This is a genomic window from Pseudoalteromonas ostreae (assembly GCF_018069805.1).
Classification (GTDB): Bacteria; Pseudomonadota; Gammaproteobacteria; order Enterobacterales; family Alteromonadaceae; genus Pseudoalteromonas; species Pseudoalteromonas ostreae.
Genome location: NZ_JAGPYN010000012.1, coordinates 79,216 through 94,499, shown reverse-complemented (window position 1 = coordinate 94,499; position 15,284 = coordinate 79,216). Strand labels below are relative to the sequence as shown.

The 15,284-nt window shown below is 40.7% G+C and carries 14 protein-coding genes and 1 pseudogene; 7 read left to right on the top strand and 8 right to left on the bottom strand.

The features are described 5' to 3' along the window. Positions 1-165 precede the first annotated feature (165 nt). The gene (locus tag J7338_RS11400; RefSeq protein ID WP_210797173.1) at positions 166-510 is read left to right on the top strand and encodes a hypothetical protein; all 345 of its coding nucleotides are present in this window, start codon (positions 166-168) and stop codon (positions 508-510) included. Here the strand turns inward: J7338_RS11400 and J7338_RS11395 are convergent. After that, positions 487-1,119, bottom strand: coding sequence for a hypothetical protein (locus J7338_RS11395; RefSeq protein WP_210797172.1), 633 nt, complete (start codon positions 1,117-1,119; stop codon positions 487-489). The two genes, J7338_RS11400 and J7338_RS11395, sit on opposite strands and share 24 nt — an antisense overlap. 459 nt (positions 1,120-1,578) lie before the next feature. Between J7338_RS11395 and J7338_RS11390 the strand changes: the two genes are divergently transcribed. Beyond that, positions 1,579-1,809 carry a helix-turn-helix domain-containing protein gene (locus J7338_RS11390; protein ID WP_210797171.1) on the top strand — a complete coding sequence of 77 codons (231 nt, stop codon included), beginning with the start codon at positions 1,579-1,581 and terminating at the stop codon, positions 1,807-1,809. A gap of 64 nt (positions 1,810-1,873) precedes the next feature. Next, positions 1,874-3,214, top strand: coding sequence for an N-succinylarginine dihydrolase (astB, locus tag J7338_RS11385; protein ID WP_210797170.1), 1,341 nt, complete (start codon positions 1,874-1,876; stop codon positions 3,212-3,214). Positions 3,215-3,431: 217 nt separating this feature from the next. On the opposite strand, the gene J7338_RS11380 is transcribed toward astB, so the two are convergent. From J7338_RS11380 to J7338_RS11365, 4 genes and pseudogenes are all read right to left on the bottom strand, one after another. After that, positions 3,432-4,229, bottom strand: coding sequence for a response regulator (locus tag J7338_RS11380; protein WP_210797169.1), 798 nt, complete (start codon positions 4,227-4,229; stop codon positions 3,432-3,434). Between the two features lie 85 nt (positions 4,230-4,314). Then, positions 4,315-4,659: pseudogene (locus J7338_RS11375) on the bottom strand (Sir2 family NAD-dependent protein deacetylase); the annotation flags it as partial. A gap of 17 nt (positions 4,660-4,676) precedes the next feature. Further along, positions 4,677-5,684 carry a GGDEF domain-containing protein gene (locus J7338_RS11370; RefSeq protein ID WP_210797167.1) on the bottom strand — a complete coding sequence of 336 codons (1,008 nt, stop codon included), beginning with the start codon at positions 5,682-5,684 and terminating at the stop codon, positions 4,677-4,679. Between the two features lie 179 nt (positions 5,685-5,863). Beyond that, positions 5,864-6,493, bottom strand: coding sequence for an NAD(P)-dependent oxidoreductase (locus tag J7338_RS11365; RefSeq protein ID WP_210797166.1), 630 nt, complete (start codon positions 6,491-6,493; stop codon positions 5,864-5,866). Positions 6,494-6,607: 114 nt separating this feature from the next. Here J7338_RS11365 and J7338_RS11360 point away from each other — a divergent pair, with 114 nt between their 5' ends. The 3 genes from J7338_RS11360 (at position 6,608) to J7338_RS11350 (ending at position 8,608) form a co-directional block, all read left to right on the top strand. Beyond that, positions 6,608-7,492, top strand: a complete 885-nt coding sequence (locus tag J7338_RS11360; RefSeq protein ID WP_210797165.1) for a LysR family transcriptional regulator — start codon at positions 6,608-6,610, stop codon at positions 7,490-7,492. 129 nt (positions 7,493-7,621) lie between these two features. Next, positions 7,622-8,179, top strand: coding sequence for a DJ-1/PfpI family protein (locus J7338_RS11355; protein WP_210797164.1), 558 nt, complete (start codon positions 7,622-7,624; stop codon positions 8,177-8,179). Between the two features lie 30 nt (positions 8,180-8,209). Beyond that, positions 8,210-8,608, top strand: a complete 399-nt coding sequence (locus tag J7338_RS11350; protein WP_210797163.1) for a ribbon-helix-helix domain-containing protein — start codon at positions 8,210-8,212, stop codon at positions 8,606-8,608. Positions 8,609-8,638: 30 nt separating this feature from the next. Here the strand turns inward: J7338_RS11350 and J7338_RS11345 are convergent, their stop codons facing one another. Then, positions 8,639-11,560, bottom strand: a complete 2,922-nt coding sequence (locus J7338_RS11345; RefSeq protein WP_210797162.1) for a TonB-dependent receptor — start codon at positions 11,558-11,560, stop codon at positions 8,639-8,641. Positions 11,561-11,721: 161 nt separating this feature from the next. Then, positions 11,722-12,837, bottom strand: coding sequence for an FAD-dependent monooxygenase (locus J7338_RS11340; protein WP_210797161.1), 1,116 nt, complete (start codon positions 12,835-12,837; stop codon positions 11,722-11,724). 103 nt (positions 12,838-12,940) lie between these two features. Here J7338_RS11340 and J7338_RS11335 point away from each other — a divergent pair, with 103 nt between their 5' ends. Continuing rightward, positions 12,941-13,828, top strand: coding sequence for a LysR family transcriptional regulator (locus J7338_RS11335; RefSeq protein ID WP_210797160.1), 888 nt, complete (start codon positions 12,941-12,943; stop codon positions 13,826-13,828). Here the strand turns inward: J7338_RS11335 and J7338_RS11330 are convergent. Continuing rightward, entirely contained in the window at positions 13,821-14,888 is a 1,068-nt protein-coding gene (locus J7338_RS11330; protein ID WP_210797159.1) for a PDDEXK nuclease domain-containing protein, read from the bottom strand. The two genes, J7338_RS11335 and J7338_RS11330, sit on opposite strands and share 8 nt — an antisense overlap. Positions 14,889-15,284: the final 396 nt, after the last annotated feature.

Sequence of the window (15,284 nt, the reverse complement as noted above, 5' to 3'; positions counted from 1 at the left end):
TCTTATACACAATCCACTGCGGTGCAGCGCTAGGGTTAGGTATAGTTTTACCAGTAATTGCTCTTTTTTCAGTGCCAGATTTTTTACTACTATTTATTCTATTTCTAGCTATTCTAGCTGAGTTTATTGTTTCATATTTCTATATTTTATCCAAGGAAGTTAAAAGTGATCTATAGCCTATTACTAATTGCATTTTTAAACTCTGACTTTGAGCTTGCTGGTAAAACGTCATCAGGCTTGATACTTTGTGAGCGGCTCAATACTGAAGTTAGTTCAGAGAAGTTACAAGAATATAATAATACAGATAGAAAGCTAAATAGTTACATAGAATTAGAGTTAGAAAAAGATTCAGTTCTTAGCCATAGCTTTTTTAATGCGCAAGTTGATTATATTGATTCATTTGCAAATATAGATAAAAATAAATCATTAGATCAACAGCTTCTATCAATTGAGCAATGTCAGGTCCACTTAGACAACGCCAATAAATTAATCGATATATTTAAAAGGTAAGCATATAACTAATGCAAACACTGCGTCATTATTTATGTGTATTAGACCTGACAATTCACTAGGAACTACCTGTTGTGAAAATTTAGCTGAGCGCTTCGTGCTATTCAAACGTGCTCTCCCATTCTTCATCATTAAAGCGATATTATTAATTGGTGCGCCTTTCATTTCATGAGCTTTAAAACCATTCGCAAACAATTTAGTCTTAAGCAGCTCAAACTGCTGCCAACTTTTTACTTGTATAGCAAAATCAACATCTCGTGTACCTCGCTCGATTACAGCACCAAAACCATGATGCAAAATAATATCTCTTGTGGTAGCTCCAATCACTAAATAAGAAGTCGCCAACGCATCTGCTTGACCGTTTATTAACCGATAAAGTTCAACCAGTCCGCGTGGTAACTTACTGACTACATTAAGCGATGTGTTTTGTCCATTTTTAACAACGAACCCTTGATATATTAAATCATCGATAACCTGTTTTACTGTGCCAAGTACAACCTCTGAAACATCAGCGATAGTACGCAAAGGCTCTTTCACTAAATCAGCCTGAATTAATAACATCAAAACGACTTTCACACCTTTAGGCTGAAATGCTTTACCCAATTGCATTTTCAAAATCATTTCAGCATGCAGTTTTTCTAATTTTTTACCTTGAATGTCAATAAATCCGCCTACTCCCTCCTTCTGCTAACGGGAATCATATTGCTATGCTCCTCGCGATATTCACAACAGGCACCCCATAAAACTAGTAAACATGCATCACAAAAGTGCAAAGCCATCATTATTTTTCACTACATTAGTGCTTATACTCAATCATACAGCAACGAAAAAACCTTAAGCTATTGATTTATTATAACTAAAAATAATTATGCAGGCTGGCATAGATCTTCCTTATAGATAAAAGTAACTCATTAATGATGAGTTTTACCTTCATTTACCTCGTCTATTGGGAGCGGGCTATGACTAACATTTATCATATGTTGTATTTATTATGGCGCTTAGATATAAGCATTTGGCATGTACACCATGCCAATGATCCACACACCACCGCAGAAAAGGAGCGTGAATATGTTAAGTAACTACCCGCACTTAGATGAAGCGCTTAAAAAGTTGTCGGTGCATCAATTAACGATTAGCCAAGCCGCTGAGCACTATGATTTACCAAAACGAGTGATCTATAAAGCACTGCGTCAACAACAAGCAAGAATATCGCAACAGAAAACGTATTTACTCGCGGCGCAAAAACGTTTGCAACACAACTTGCAAACAGTGGAGCTAGAGTTAGCTAATTTTAATTAACCTACTACAGATTATTTTCTGTATAGTTTAAATACACCCAAATTAGTAAAATTGTAGGATAACTATGGCAGCTGTAGAAGTTAATTTTGATGGCCTTGTAGGCCCGACTCATAACTACGCGGGATTATCATACGGTAACGTAGCTTCATTAAATAATGCGGCAAGTTATTCCAATCCAAAAGAGGCGGTACTGCAAGGCTTAGCAAAAATGAAAGCTATGCATGACTTGGGTCTTACTCAAGGTGTATTTGCCCCACATGCCCGCCCTGATATAAATGTACTGCGTCGTTTAGGCTTTACAGGCACTGCGGAACAAGTGATCAGTAAAGCGTTTAAAGCTGATCCTGTTTTAGTTCGCGCATGTTATTCAGCATCATCAATGTGGACTGCCAATGCCGGCACTGTATCACCATCAGCCGACACACTTGATGGCAAAGTTCACTTTACTGCTGCTAATTTGAATAACAAATTTCATCGCTCCCTTGAGCCTCAAACAACAACACGATTACTTAAAGCCATGTTTAATAACGAAGGCTACTTTAGTCATCATACCCATTTGCCAGATCAAGGTTTTTTTGGTGATGAGGGCGCGGCTAACCATACTCGCTTAGGCGACGAGCATGGTGTTCAAGGTTTGGAGCTGTTTGTATATGGTGCCAGCGCATTTAACAGCGCACTGCCTAAGCCAGTTAAATTTCCTGCAAGGCAGACACTTGAAGCATCCCAAGCAATATGCCGACTACATCAGCTAAAACCATCTAGCCAATTAATGATTCAACAAAACCCCGAGGTGATTGATCAAGGGGTGTTCCATAATGACGTAATCGCGGTGGGTAACGCCAATGTATTACTCTGTCACGAGCAAGCTTTCTTAAATCAGCCTCTCGCCCTACAACAAATAAAAGATGCATATATTGGCGACAAAACACTGCATATTATTGAGGTGCCAACAGCCAAAGTAAGCGTGCAAGATGCTGTAACTAGCTATTTATTTAATAGCCAACTGGTTAGTTTAAACAATGGCAAAATGTTACTAGTTGCTCCACAAGAATGTAAAAACAATCAGGCAGTTAACAGTTATATTGAAGAAATGATCCTTGCAGACAATCCAATTGATAAAGTGCAATTTTTTGATTTAAAACAAAGCATGCAAAATGGTGGTGGCCCTGCTTGCTTACGATTACGTGTAGCGCTAAATCAACAAGAACTCGCGGCAGTCAATCCTGCGGTTATTTTAAACGATAGTAAGTACCAACAACTATGTGATTGGGCGAATAAGTACTATCGTGACAAACTTAGTAATGATGATTTTGCAGATCCAAACTTGTTACGTGAAAGCTGGCAAGCACTGGATGAGTTGACTCAACATCTTCAACTAGGTTCTGTGTATCCATTTCAACGTTAGTGTGTGCGGTGGATCCGTTTCACAATAATGAATTAGGGTAAATAAAATCAATTTGCTGGGCAGTAATTCGCTCGATTATAAATAGAAAGCGTGTGCACACCATGCTTACATACCGTAAGCGCTTTTCTGCCATATTAAAAAGTAGTGTAACAATCAGCACTGTAAAGCTAAGAGGCACCGGCCTGTATGTTAAGACCCTATCCGCTCTAACTAATGTCTAAGACATTATTTTAAATAACAACTCTCTTACTGTGGCTGGTTCAAATGGCTTGTCACATATGGCGTCTACACCAGCTTGAGCAATATTAGCTAAATGAGTATCATTTGCCTCAGAACTCACCATCAAAATAGGAATATGCGAGTAAGCATTCGAGCTTCTTACGGTCTCCGTTAGCTCTTTACCATCCATTTCTGGCATATTGTAATCAGTAACAATTAAATCAAATGATTGGGTGTTAAGGTGTTCAACCGCTTGTTTGCCATTTTCGGCTTCTACAGGCGTCGGTATTCCCATTCCAGCCAAGACCCTAATAATATGCTTACGTGCAAAACGACTGTCATCAACCACAAGTACACGCAATAGCGTTACATCAAAATGCTCTAACTCAACTTCTTCTTCAGTAATGATATCTAAGGTTGCCTTTAACGCACGCGTAATTGCCTCAGCGCTAAATGGCTTTGGTAAAATAGCTAATACCCCAGACTGCCTTAACTGTTCAAGATAGGTTTTATTGCGCTCTGTTGATACCAGCATAAAAGCTTGATGTTCAATACCAGGGGTTACTCTGATTTTTTGCAATAAAGAGTCAGCGCTACCGTCAGAAAAATACATGCTGCTAATAACCAAATCCGGCTGATAATTCTCTAGCATTGCTAACGTTTGCGCTTGAGAAGTGGCAGTTTCAATTTGTGACACACCGCATTGAGTAAGTGACTTTATAATAAGCTTTTGCTGAACATCCGAAGGCTCTACTAATAATATTGATAAATTGGTTATTGCTGTTAAATCTTTCATTTAAATCTCTTCAGTGTTGCTATGTTTAGTGACGTTGAATATAGTCTATATGCGATCATTTTATGATAACTCACATTACTATACATAACATCCGCTGTTGTGCTTGGCTAATACGATAAAGTTCAGTGTAGTATTCATCAAATAACAACACAAAAGGCTTTAAAGATTGATCCACCACTGGCTGCTGGTTTTCGATGTTAAACAGCTCAAGCAGTGACTCATGTAAGCGGCTTTCGTCTACATTATCCCACGGTGTCGTATGCGCTTTCACATCATCGCCTTGATGATGAAACAAAGTCATTTGATCAAGCCGGCCATGAATGGCGATATAGTTTTTACTATCAATAGTCCAAAACCCATCTTCATCTCGAAAGCTAGGAATACCGCTGGCGGCACTCACACCGGCTCCGGTTACATATAATGTATTCATAGCGTTCCCAATAAGCGCTAAACACACGTTTGATTTTTGCCTTGCTTTTTTGCTTGATAAAGCAACTCATCCGCTTTGTGCATCGCTTTATCAATCGGCACATCCGTAGTTAGTTTACTGATCCCTATGCTCACTGTAACAGCCAGCTGGTTTACACCAATATCTAAACGATTTTGTGATAAAGCATGATGAATATCGTCGGCAAATTGTGTCGCTTGTTGTTTATTTTTATGACGTAGAAAAAATAAAAACTCTTCACCGCCCCAGCGCACCACCATATCATTTTCACTTAACTGAGCAACAAATAAATCAGCAAGGTGCTTTAGTACTTCATCGCCAACTGAGTGACCATATTGATCATTAATATCCTTAAAATTATCTACATCCGCAATGATAATACTCCCAGTTTGCTGCTGTGCATCAAATTGCTCGAGTTCCGCCATAGCATAACGTCGATTGGGCAGATTTGTTAAAGGGTCGCGAGTCGCTAAATATTCATTTTTTTGTACAAGTTCAATCAAACGGTGGCTATACATTTGCCGAAAATATTCATAAAAGCCACTCAATAACGCAACAATTATAAAAGAAGCAATAATACGAATTGGAAAATAAACCGAGTAACCGCTGTAAAATTTAAAGTAGTTCGATAAATAAAAGGCGCCAGTTACGCAGAGCACAAAAATAATTAAATCTATAATTCCCCGTTTAAAACCGCGCACAAAGAAAGTTACCGGAGATACAATAAAAACCCAAATAGGCCCAGTACCATGGCTCCCACCTGTAAGTACTAAATAAATCATTAAAGCATATAAAGTATACAGAACAATTAAAGAGGAAATCTCAACTCTATCGCCAAGAAAAAAAGAGGAGGCAAATAAAGCCGATGAGCCTAATAGAGGGTAAACCAAAGTAGATTGATTATTAAACAAAGCGATTATTGCCATACAAAGCGTTGTTACCGTACCTATTGCGGCGAATAACCTAATAATAAGTTTACGCTCGGCCATATCAGAATAGCTAATCATCAATACAATGCATCACTTATCAATAGTAAAGGCAATCGTTGCATGCTAAAACTGATTGTAAGATTGCACTAAAATTAAAATAATTAATCAGTTACCAGTTCAAATATAGTCTAGACATGAGATCATTGTAAAAGTGAAAGTAATAAATAGTTGCTAAAAGTAAGCCCTGCGAAAAATTCTTAATAAGCGACGCTCATACGTTGATTAATATACGCGGCATTTTGCACTTCATCCAGCATAGCAATCGCGTAATCAGTCACTGATATTTTGCTTTCACCTTGCTCATTAGTAAAAAACGCATCGCCCCCAATGCGATACGGACCTTCACTCTCGCTGGGGTAAATAACCGCGGCAGGACTTACAAACGTCCATTGTGCGGTTGTGTTTGTTGCTTTAAATACACTAAGAGCCTCACCTTGCGCCAACGCTTCATCTTTATATTCAGCAGGAAAGTCCGAAGATGACACTAATGTAACACCAGGTGCAGCTTCTAAACTACCTGCACCACCAACCCACAGTAGTCGCGTGTTACTTCCTGAAAGTGCCGCTAATAAGCGCTCTGCTGTGCGGGGAACGAGTTCATGATCACCAGCAGCACGGCCACCAATAGAGGCAATCACTACATCGGCGCCAGTTAATACCTCTAAAATGTCATGTTCAGATTGCAAATCAAACTCTTTTACTGCCGTACCATCCGTTATTTTATCCGCATCACGAACAACCGCCGTCACATTGTGACCATTAGCTTTTGCCTGCGCCATGATGTGGCTACCAATCCAACCTGTTGCGCCTAAAATAGTAATATTCATGTCTGTATCCTTAAAAAAGTATTAATCATCTGAGTTGATGTAATCAGTTTACTTGCTCATTAATTGATGACAAATAAACCTAATAGATACACATTGGTTCATTTCAGGATACTAATGGATAAGATAACTGCAATCCAAAGCTTTGTTGAAGTCGCCCGCAGTGGCAGCTTTACAAAAGCAGCTGCTCACTTAGAGCTCAGCCGCTTACAAGTCACCCGCCACGTACAAGACATTGAGCAGTGGCTGAGCTTGCGGTTATTTCACCGCACCACCCGTAAAGTCAGCTTAACCAATCAGGGCGAAGAAGCGCTTGCCTACTGTAAGCAAATACTCAGCACCGTATTGGATTTACAAAGTAGAGCACATAACCATAATAACGAGCTAGTTGGCACCATTAGAGTCGCAGCACCTATTGGACTTGGCCAAAACCTGTTATTTGATGCTATTGAAGAGTTTGTTGCTATACACCCAAAGACCCACTTTCAGCTAGTACTCTCAGATCGGTTATCACAACTGGTTGATGAGCGAGTAGATATAGCACTGCGCTATACTCATGAGCCTGATGAGCAATTAATTGCGCGTAAGCTTATGTATATCAATACGGCTATTTGCGCCTCCCCAACTTATTTGGCGAACAACAGTCCAATCACTAAACCGCAAGATTTATTGCAACACAATTGTTTAGTACATAGCGGTAGTTCATCATGGCATATTATTAGTGAGAAAGAGGATGAAAAAGTCACCGTAAAAGGCAGTATTTATGCTAATGATATGTCTGTGCTACTAAAAGCAGCAATCAAAGGAATGGGTATCGCAAATTTGCCGTGTGACTTGGCAAATCGCTATTTAGAGCAGAGTAAACTGGTTAAAGTGAATCCATTTTTTTCATCACCTGGCCAGCATTTATGGGCAGTGTATTTATCTCGTCATTATCAACAAAATGTGGTCAGAGCGTTTATTGATTTTTTAGCGCAGCGATGGCAACAGGATATCCTATAAAATGACTGTGTAGTATTAGAATATTACCCGTTACTGGTTAGTGTATGTTTTACTAGGAGCTCATTGCATTAGAGTGCACTTAATCTCCACTCTGATACGTTTACGCACAATTAATATCTGGAGCAGAACATGGCTAAAGTACTTATGATCACCGGTGACTTTGTAGAAGACTATGAAAACATGGTGCCTTTTCAAGCATTATTGGCGATGGGTCATCAAGTTGATGCTGTATGCCCTGATAAAAAAGCAGGTGATACTATCGCCACCTCAATTCATGATTTTGAAGGCGACCAAACCTATACTGAAAAGCGCGGTCATAACTTTGCGCTAAACGCGACATTTGCCAATATTAATGCCGCTGATTACGATGCCCTGTATTTACCCGGTGGCCGTGCCCCTGAGTATTTACGCTTAAACGCGAAAGTAATCGAAATAATTCAGCATTTTGCTACGGCGGATAAACCCATTGCCTCTATTTGTCACGGCCCGCAATTACTCACAGCGGCAGGAGTTATTGAAGGTAAAAAAGTATCCGCTTACCCTACTTGCCAACCTGAAGTGAAAATGGCGGGTGCCGAGTACGTTGAATTACCAATGGATGGCGCTATTACCGATGGCAAACTAGTAACAGCACCAGCATGGCCTGCACACCCAGCCATGTTAAAACAGTTTGTAGCCTTGCTATAATCGCAGTTCAGCAGCATTAAGAGGTTAATCATGTGCCAACTTTTTATTAATGCCGACAGTCGATTATGGACCTGCCGGACCAAATCACTGCGGATTGACGGTGTAGTTACGTCGATTCGTTTAGAAGAGTTTTTTTGGGATATTTTAGAAGAAGTGGCATTTCGTGATCAAATGACCGTTAATCAAATGATCACTAAGCTGTACCTTGAATCTCTTGATGCTGATCACGACATTGGTAATTTCACTTCATTTTTACGTGTCTGTTGTTCGCGCTATTTATCGCTGGTGGCCGATGGCAACTTAAGCCGCGAAGATGCGATACTTTTAAATGATATCGACGCGACACAAGTTTTAGAACAAGAAAAATTGCGTACCAGTGTGCGCAAAAGCCAATATACCGATGCATCAATTAAGCCATCACTCAATTAATTTTGTTGCAGTCATCACTCATTCCTGCTTTTAAAAGCTGTAATTAATCCCGGCGTAATAGCGACGTCCTGAATAACTGCTATTCAACAAACGAGCATCGGTATCTTTACCTAAGCGTGTAACGGATTCTGATTGCATTAAATTAATGACCGCTGCGGTAAAGCTTAAGTTATCGGTAACGTTATATGCTGCGTTTACATCTACTTGCTGGTATGGGTCTTGGTAGACATTTAAACCACTGTTAATACCGAGCACCGCTTCACCTCGTTTGTTGTATGACGCGCGAATATTAAAGTGTTCCCCTTCATAATAAACAGAGGTGTTATATTGATAGTCAGCACTGCCTATTAATGGTGACTCAGCTAACTTTTCACCTGCAACTGTCACATCCGCTTGGTTGGTGTTGTTATACGTGTAGTTTGCGTAAATACCAAAGCCACTTTCAAAGGCGTGTTGAATAAACACCTCTACTCCTTTTGATACTGCATCACTACCATTACCTACTGTGCTGTAAGGTGAAATAGTGATCGTTCCAGCATCAATAATACCTGGCTGGCCTGCAAATTCACGCTGCGAATCAATTACCAGCGGTACCACAAAGTTATCGACTTTTTTATGAAATAGCGCCACACCTAATGCAGAGCCTGGCGCATAGTAATACTCAAAAGATAAATCGGCTTGTACCGATTCAAACGCTTTTAAGTTTTTATTACCGCCGCTGCCGCTAAACCCTGGTTGCTCGTTAAACGCAGCTCGGTCATCAGCCCATTCATCAGATACAAAAGTAATATCTTGTTGCCTGCCTAAATCACCATAATCAGGGCGCGACATCACTTTAGCAAGCGCACCACGGATCACCACATCATCACTGACATCCCATGCAATATTTAAACTGGGTAATACATGGGTGTCTGTTGTTTTTTGTGTGATCAACTGATATTGCTCAACTAAACGATCACCACCGGTGATTTGCTCGCCCGTTTCGTCGTTAGTTTCATCTAACTTAAATGTATATAAATCGGTAGAGGCTGTGGTTGTTTTCGTTTTTACAACCCGTACGCCTAAATTACCGCGTATATCACTGTATTCAAAATCCCCTTGTAAATAAAACGCACTGATCTGCTCGGCAATATCATAGACAAAGTTATCTTCAATTCGAGTATACGGCACATAGTTGCTATAAATATAATCGCGATATTTATCCCAATTAATCGTTGGCATTAAATTGATATTAAAGCCGCCGGTCAGATTGCTCTCTCCTGTACGATTAAATACATCTTGCGCTGCTGGCATGCCGTCATTCCATTGGTAGCTATCAAACTTGGTGATCCCACCTTCACTGGCCTCTCCTGCGGCAATATCAAAATTTGGGTCGAGGAAAAAGTTATTGCCGGTTTCACGGTGAAGCGTTGCATCACGGTATTTTGCGCCTGTGCGAATGGTGGTAAATATGCCCCAATCAACATAAAAATCAACATCGCCTTGGTAGTAGTTTTCTTCCAAAGTACTGCGTATAAAACTTGAATTTGATGAGCCTGCATCGCGCCCACCGCCAACGCCAGCAAGTAAGTTATCGAGCGTGTTAGGATCAATTTGCATGGAAACACGATCATTACTCAGTGACCATGTCGCACTTTGCGCGGCATTTTCTATCGTACTTTGATCCTCGCCCGCATTTGAGCTTTTGTAAGCGGCTTCCCAGCTCTCTTTTGGCCCGCCTTTAGCTTTGGTTTTACCTGCCACAAAACGCGCTTTAAAGTTATCACCTTCGTAGGTTAAATTAAAATCAAAGGTATCTGAGGTTGACTCTTCATCCACATAATTGCCGCGAAGCCAAGGCAATTGCATATCTTTTTCAATCCCGCTAGCAGCGGCGTTATAACCCATTCCCGTTACAATTTTACCAGTTTCATCAAGTGTAATACCTGTTAAAAAGTCAGGATTTAACGCCCATTCCGGCATATCAACAACCGAGTCGCTGCGTTGCTGCTTTAAACTAAAACCAAAGTAATTAAACCCTAACTCAATGCGATTCGTTGGCCGCCACTGAGTCGAAAACTGCACCCCTTCACGTTCACGCTTTTCATTTACTACTGAGCTGCGCACCACTTGCGGAAACCACATATTCTCATAATTTTGCCCGTTGGCATCAGTCACCGCACCCCAGCCATTATTATTATCAACCGCATTGCCATTCACATCACTGGGCTGCGCGCCATTGTAACGCCAAACATTGGCATCTGTACCACCAGAGAGCGTTCGGTTAGTGCGCTCTTGGCGCGTATAGCCAAGCAAAAAGCCAAAACTATCACTGTTGTTTTTCCATGAATATAAGCCAGTAAACTGTGGCTCATACTCTTCTGTTACATCGGCATAAGTACTTTCAACATTAAAAACCCCCGAATTGGCCTCCATACCCAGTGGTTTACGACTATGCATTAACACCGTACCACCTACGCCTCCTTCATCAAGGCGCGCCTCTGGGGACTTAAACACTTCAACGCTTGCGATCATTGCTGATGGGAGTAAAGCATAATCAAATGAACGAGATGGCTCTCCTGGTGAGGAGGCAATAAAATTACCATTTAACTGCGTGTAAGTAAGATCAGACGATAAACCACGAATACTTACCGTTGATCCTTCACCTCCTTCACGGTCAATCACTACACCTGGCACTCGTGCTAATGAATCTGCCACGTTTTTGTCCGGGAATTTACCAATGTCTTCAGCGGTAATTGCATCCACTACAGAACTCGATAAACGCTTCACCGCTAAGTTTTCAGCCATGCTAGAGCGAATACCTCGCACCTCAATCACTTCCATATCTTTTTCAGCTTGCATATTTACTAACTGCTCGGCAGCAGCCACATTTATAGCACTAAAAACCGATAAACTAAGAACAGAAAAACGCAGCGATGCTGCTAAAGGAGAGTAACACGTTGAGGTTGACATTAAATATACGAGTCCATTACTGGTTAACAATTGTAAAGGCGGCAATTGTACACAGCCAAACTTAATGGATTGTTAACCATAACTTGCAGGTAGCTGAATAAGCGAACAAATAATCACCTCATAAATAATCTTGCTCGCACCAAATAACACAGCTCGATGAGTTAATTACTCAAGCCTTGCATCCATAACGTTACTAACTGCTGGGCAGAGATACCTAGCGCTGGTGTCTCATTAGTGTCAGCTGCTGTAGTGAAAATTTTCTGCGCGACTTGGCGACCAACAAATTGAGAGGCTGAGGTTTTATCTATGCGTTGTTGATAAAAAGCCGTTAAGGCGTGCTCTAAATCATCATACTTTTCTAACACCCGCACAAGATGCCAAGCATCTTCAAGCGCCTGACATGCCCCCTGCCCCGAAGTTGGTAAAGGAGCATGAGCCGCATCTCCCATAATCAGTACATTACCTTGATGCCAATATGGCAAACGGTCAATATCATGCACAAATATTCGTTTGAGTGAGTTTTTATCATAAGACTTAAGCACCTGCTGTACCGCATCTGGCCAAGTTAAAAAGCGTTGGTGCATTTCTTCATACCAAGCAGATAGCGGCCGCACTTTATCAATATTTGTACTCCACCCCGCAGCCCAATAACAAAGGTCTGCTTTAACAGGCACAATACCAAAACGCTCGCCACGGCCCCGAAAATCATGGATCACGTTATCTAAACTGCCCAGTTTTAACTGGCTAATAGCAATAATATTAATAAATCCCTGATACTGAGGCGTGATTTTTTCAGCATATAAGAATTGCCTTACCACAGAGTTCATCCGCCCATCAGCACCCACAACTAAATCATAATCTTGTTTTAGCTGAGCAATCTCTGATGCGGTTATTGCGCAGTTAAAATGTATGTTTACCCCTAAATCAGCTAATGTGCCACCCAGCATACTCATAAGGTCACGGCGCAATATACTGATACTAGAAAAACCACTGAGTGTATTTACTTTTGCAATATCAAATTCACTTTGCACAGTGCCATGCTGATCACACAGACGCATAAACAAAGGCATACCGCCCAGCGCTTGGATCTGTTTATCCAAGCCCATTTGCTGTAACACAAACATTGCATTAGGCCATAACGTTACCCCGGCACCAATAGAGGAAATCTCACTATCGCGCTCAAATATGTTCACCTGATAACCTTTTCGTGCTGCAAGAATGGCCAGCGCTATTCCCCCGATGCCCGCACCCACAATGGCAATTCGCTTGCTGTTCATATTCTTTACCTCAATAATTAACTGAATAACCATTATCACAAAGCCATTTTTTAAGATAAATTAGTAATAATTGCGTTATTAATCCCATATTTTGAGTTAATTAATGATTGATAAAATCGAACTTCAGTGGTTACTCAGCTTTCAGTGCGTCTATGAACAACTGAGCTTTAAACTCGCAGCCGAACAACTGCAATTGCCTACATCTAATGTTAGCCGCCATGTCGCGTTATTAGAGAAGCAACTTAATTTAAGATTATTGCAACGCACCACCCGAAAAATGATTGCAACGGCTGCAGGTAAACAACTTTATCAATCTATCACCCCACTGATAAAAGCAATGAATGACTCTCTAGAAGAGGTGTCTGTGTATGGTGATTCTCTTGCCGGACACCTTAAAATCATCATGCCTGATCTGCCTTTTTTAGCCGAAATAAGCGCAGAGTTTTGCTCTGTGCATCCACAAATACAACTAAGTTGCGATACGCAACTAAATCCAACCGAAGGTTTGTTAGAGGGATTTGATTTGGTGCTACGCTTTGGCCGTGGACCATTAGACGATTCAGGTTGGGTTGCTAAAGAACTGCTGCGCTGGCCCAGTTGCATTGTTGGCGCGCCACAACTGATCAACAATGCGCCACCGCCTCGCTCGCTAGAAGAGTTAAGTAAAGTTCCTTGTATTACTAGCTTATCAGTACTGCTAGGTATGCCTTGGCGTTTTAAACAACAACAAGCAGTGCAAGTAAAATCTAATTTTAAAGTAAACAGTGGCAACATGGCCAAAGCCGCTGCACTAAAAGGACTCGGCTATGCCATTTTACCCACTCATGCATGCCAAGAAGATATAGACAACGGCTCATTGATCAATATTAAACTCGACCATGAACCAGAAGATCTGGTGTTATACGCATTTTATGCAGGCAGGAAATACCCGCTAGAAAAGGTAAAAGTATTTTTAGAATTCTTAAAGTCTAAATGCATTGAGCTTATGTAAGGTGATCCCCTGCTGCGTTGCTGACATTGTTTAGTTGTGCTTGTACTCGTTCGCGTTCTTTTTGTAGTTCAACGCGCAGCTCTTCTTCTGTGGGTAAATGGGCTAAATATTTTGCGGCGAAGAGTTGTTTTTGATCGCTCAATACCGAGTATTTCACTACGGCTTCACTTTTTTCACTACATAATACAAGGCCAATAGTGGGGTTATCATCGCAACTTGCGTGTAAGTCATCGTACAAGCGAATGTAAGTATCCATCTGCCCGACATCTTGATGTTTCAATTTACCTATTTTTAGGTCTATGAGCAGAAAACATTTCAGCTTAAAGTTATAAAACACCAAGTCGATATAAAAGTCTTCATCATCAAAACGAATGCGCTTTTGGCGTTCAACAAAGGCAAAACCTTTGCCTAACTCTAATAAAAATTGCTGTAGATTATTAATAATGCCTTGTTCAAGGTCACTTTCTTGATAGCTTTTATCTTGCAGGTTTAAAAAATCAAGAATGTAGGGGTCACGTAAATAATCTTCAGTAGTTTGTGCTAAAGGTGCTGTTTTTTCCTGCGCCTCTTGTTCTACTGGCGCTTTGTTTTTGCTAGACAATAAGCGCTCATAATATAACGTGCCAATTTGACGCTCTAAGGCGCGTGCCGACCAGTTTTGTAAAACAGCTTCATCCCTATACCAATCACGAGCACTTGCATTATCAACGCGTATGAGTACGCGATAATGCGTCCAACTCAATTCGAGACGCAATGCGTCTCGTTTTTCAAAGGCCAGATAAAAGCGGCGCATATTACGCAGGTTGGTAATATCAAATCCTTTACCATAATCTGCACTAAGCTGCTGTGATAACCGTTTTAATATTGCTTTACCATAGGCTGCGCGTGCTTCTCCTTGCTGCTCATCTTCTACAATTAAACGCCCTATTTGCCAATAAGCTTGCAGCATAGCGGTATTAACTGTTTGTTTGATTTGCCCTCGCGCTTGCTCAACAATATGACGAATATTTAATAATAAGCCTTCGTTTTGAGTAGGCGGCTGTGTTTGATTATTGGTCATAACCTTATTTACCATCACTTTCTTCAACATCGCTTTTTTCACCATAACCCAACTTGTGTGTTTTTTGTTGTTTTTTAACAACTTGCTTTGTGATGGTTTTTTTAGATGCGGCTTCCATAACTCTCTCAGACAAGAATATCAATGCAAATTATTGAGTTATCATACCGCAAAGAACGTTATTTTTTGAGTGTTAATTAATAAATTAAGTTGACACCCGCTTTAATGATTTACTAGTCACAAAACGGTAATCCCCATGTTTAGTGGGGCTTGCAATAGAGTCTTCGATTTGAGCGAGGTAGTTTAAAAAGGGCGTACTTAATAGCCATAAAAAGGAAATGTACGACCTGAACATCCCGAATTAAATAAGTCCCCTAAAAATATGATCATCCTCCGCAC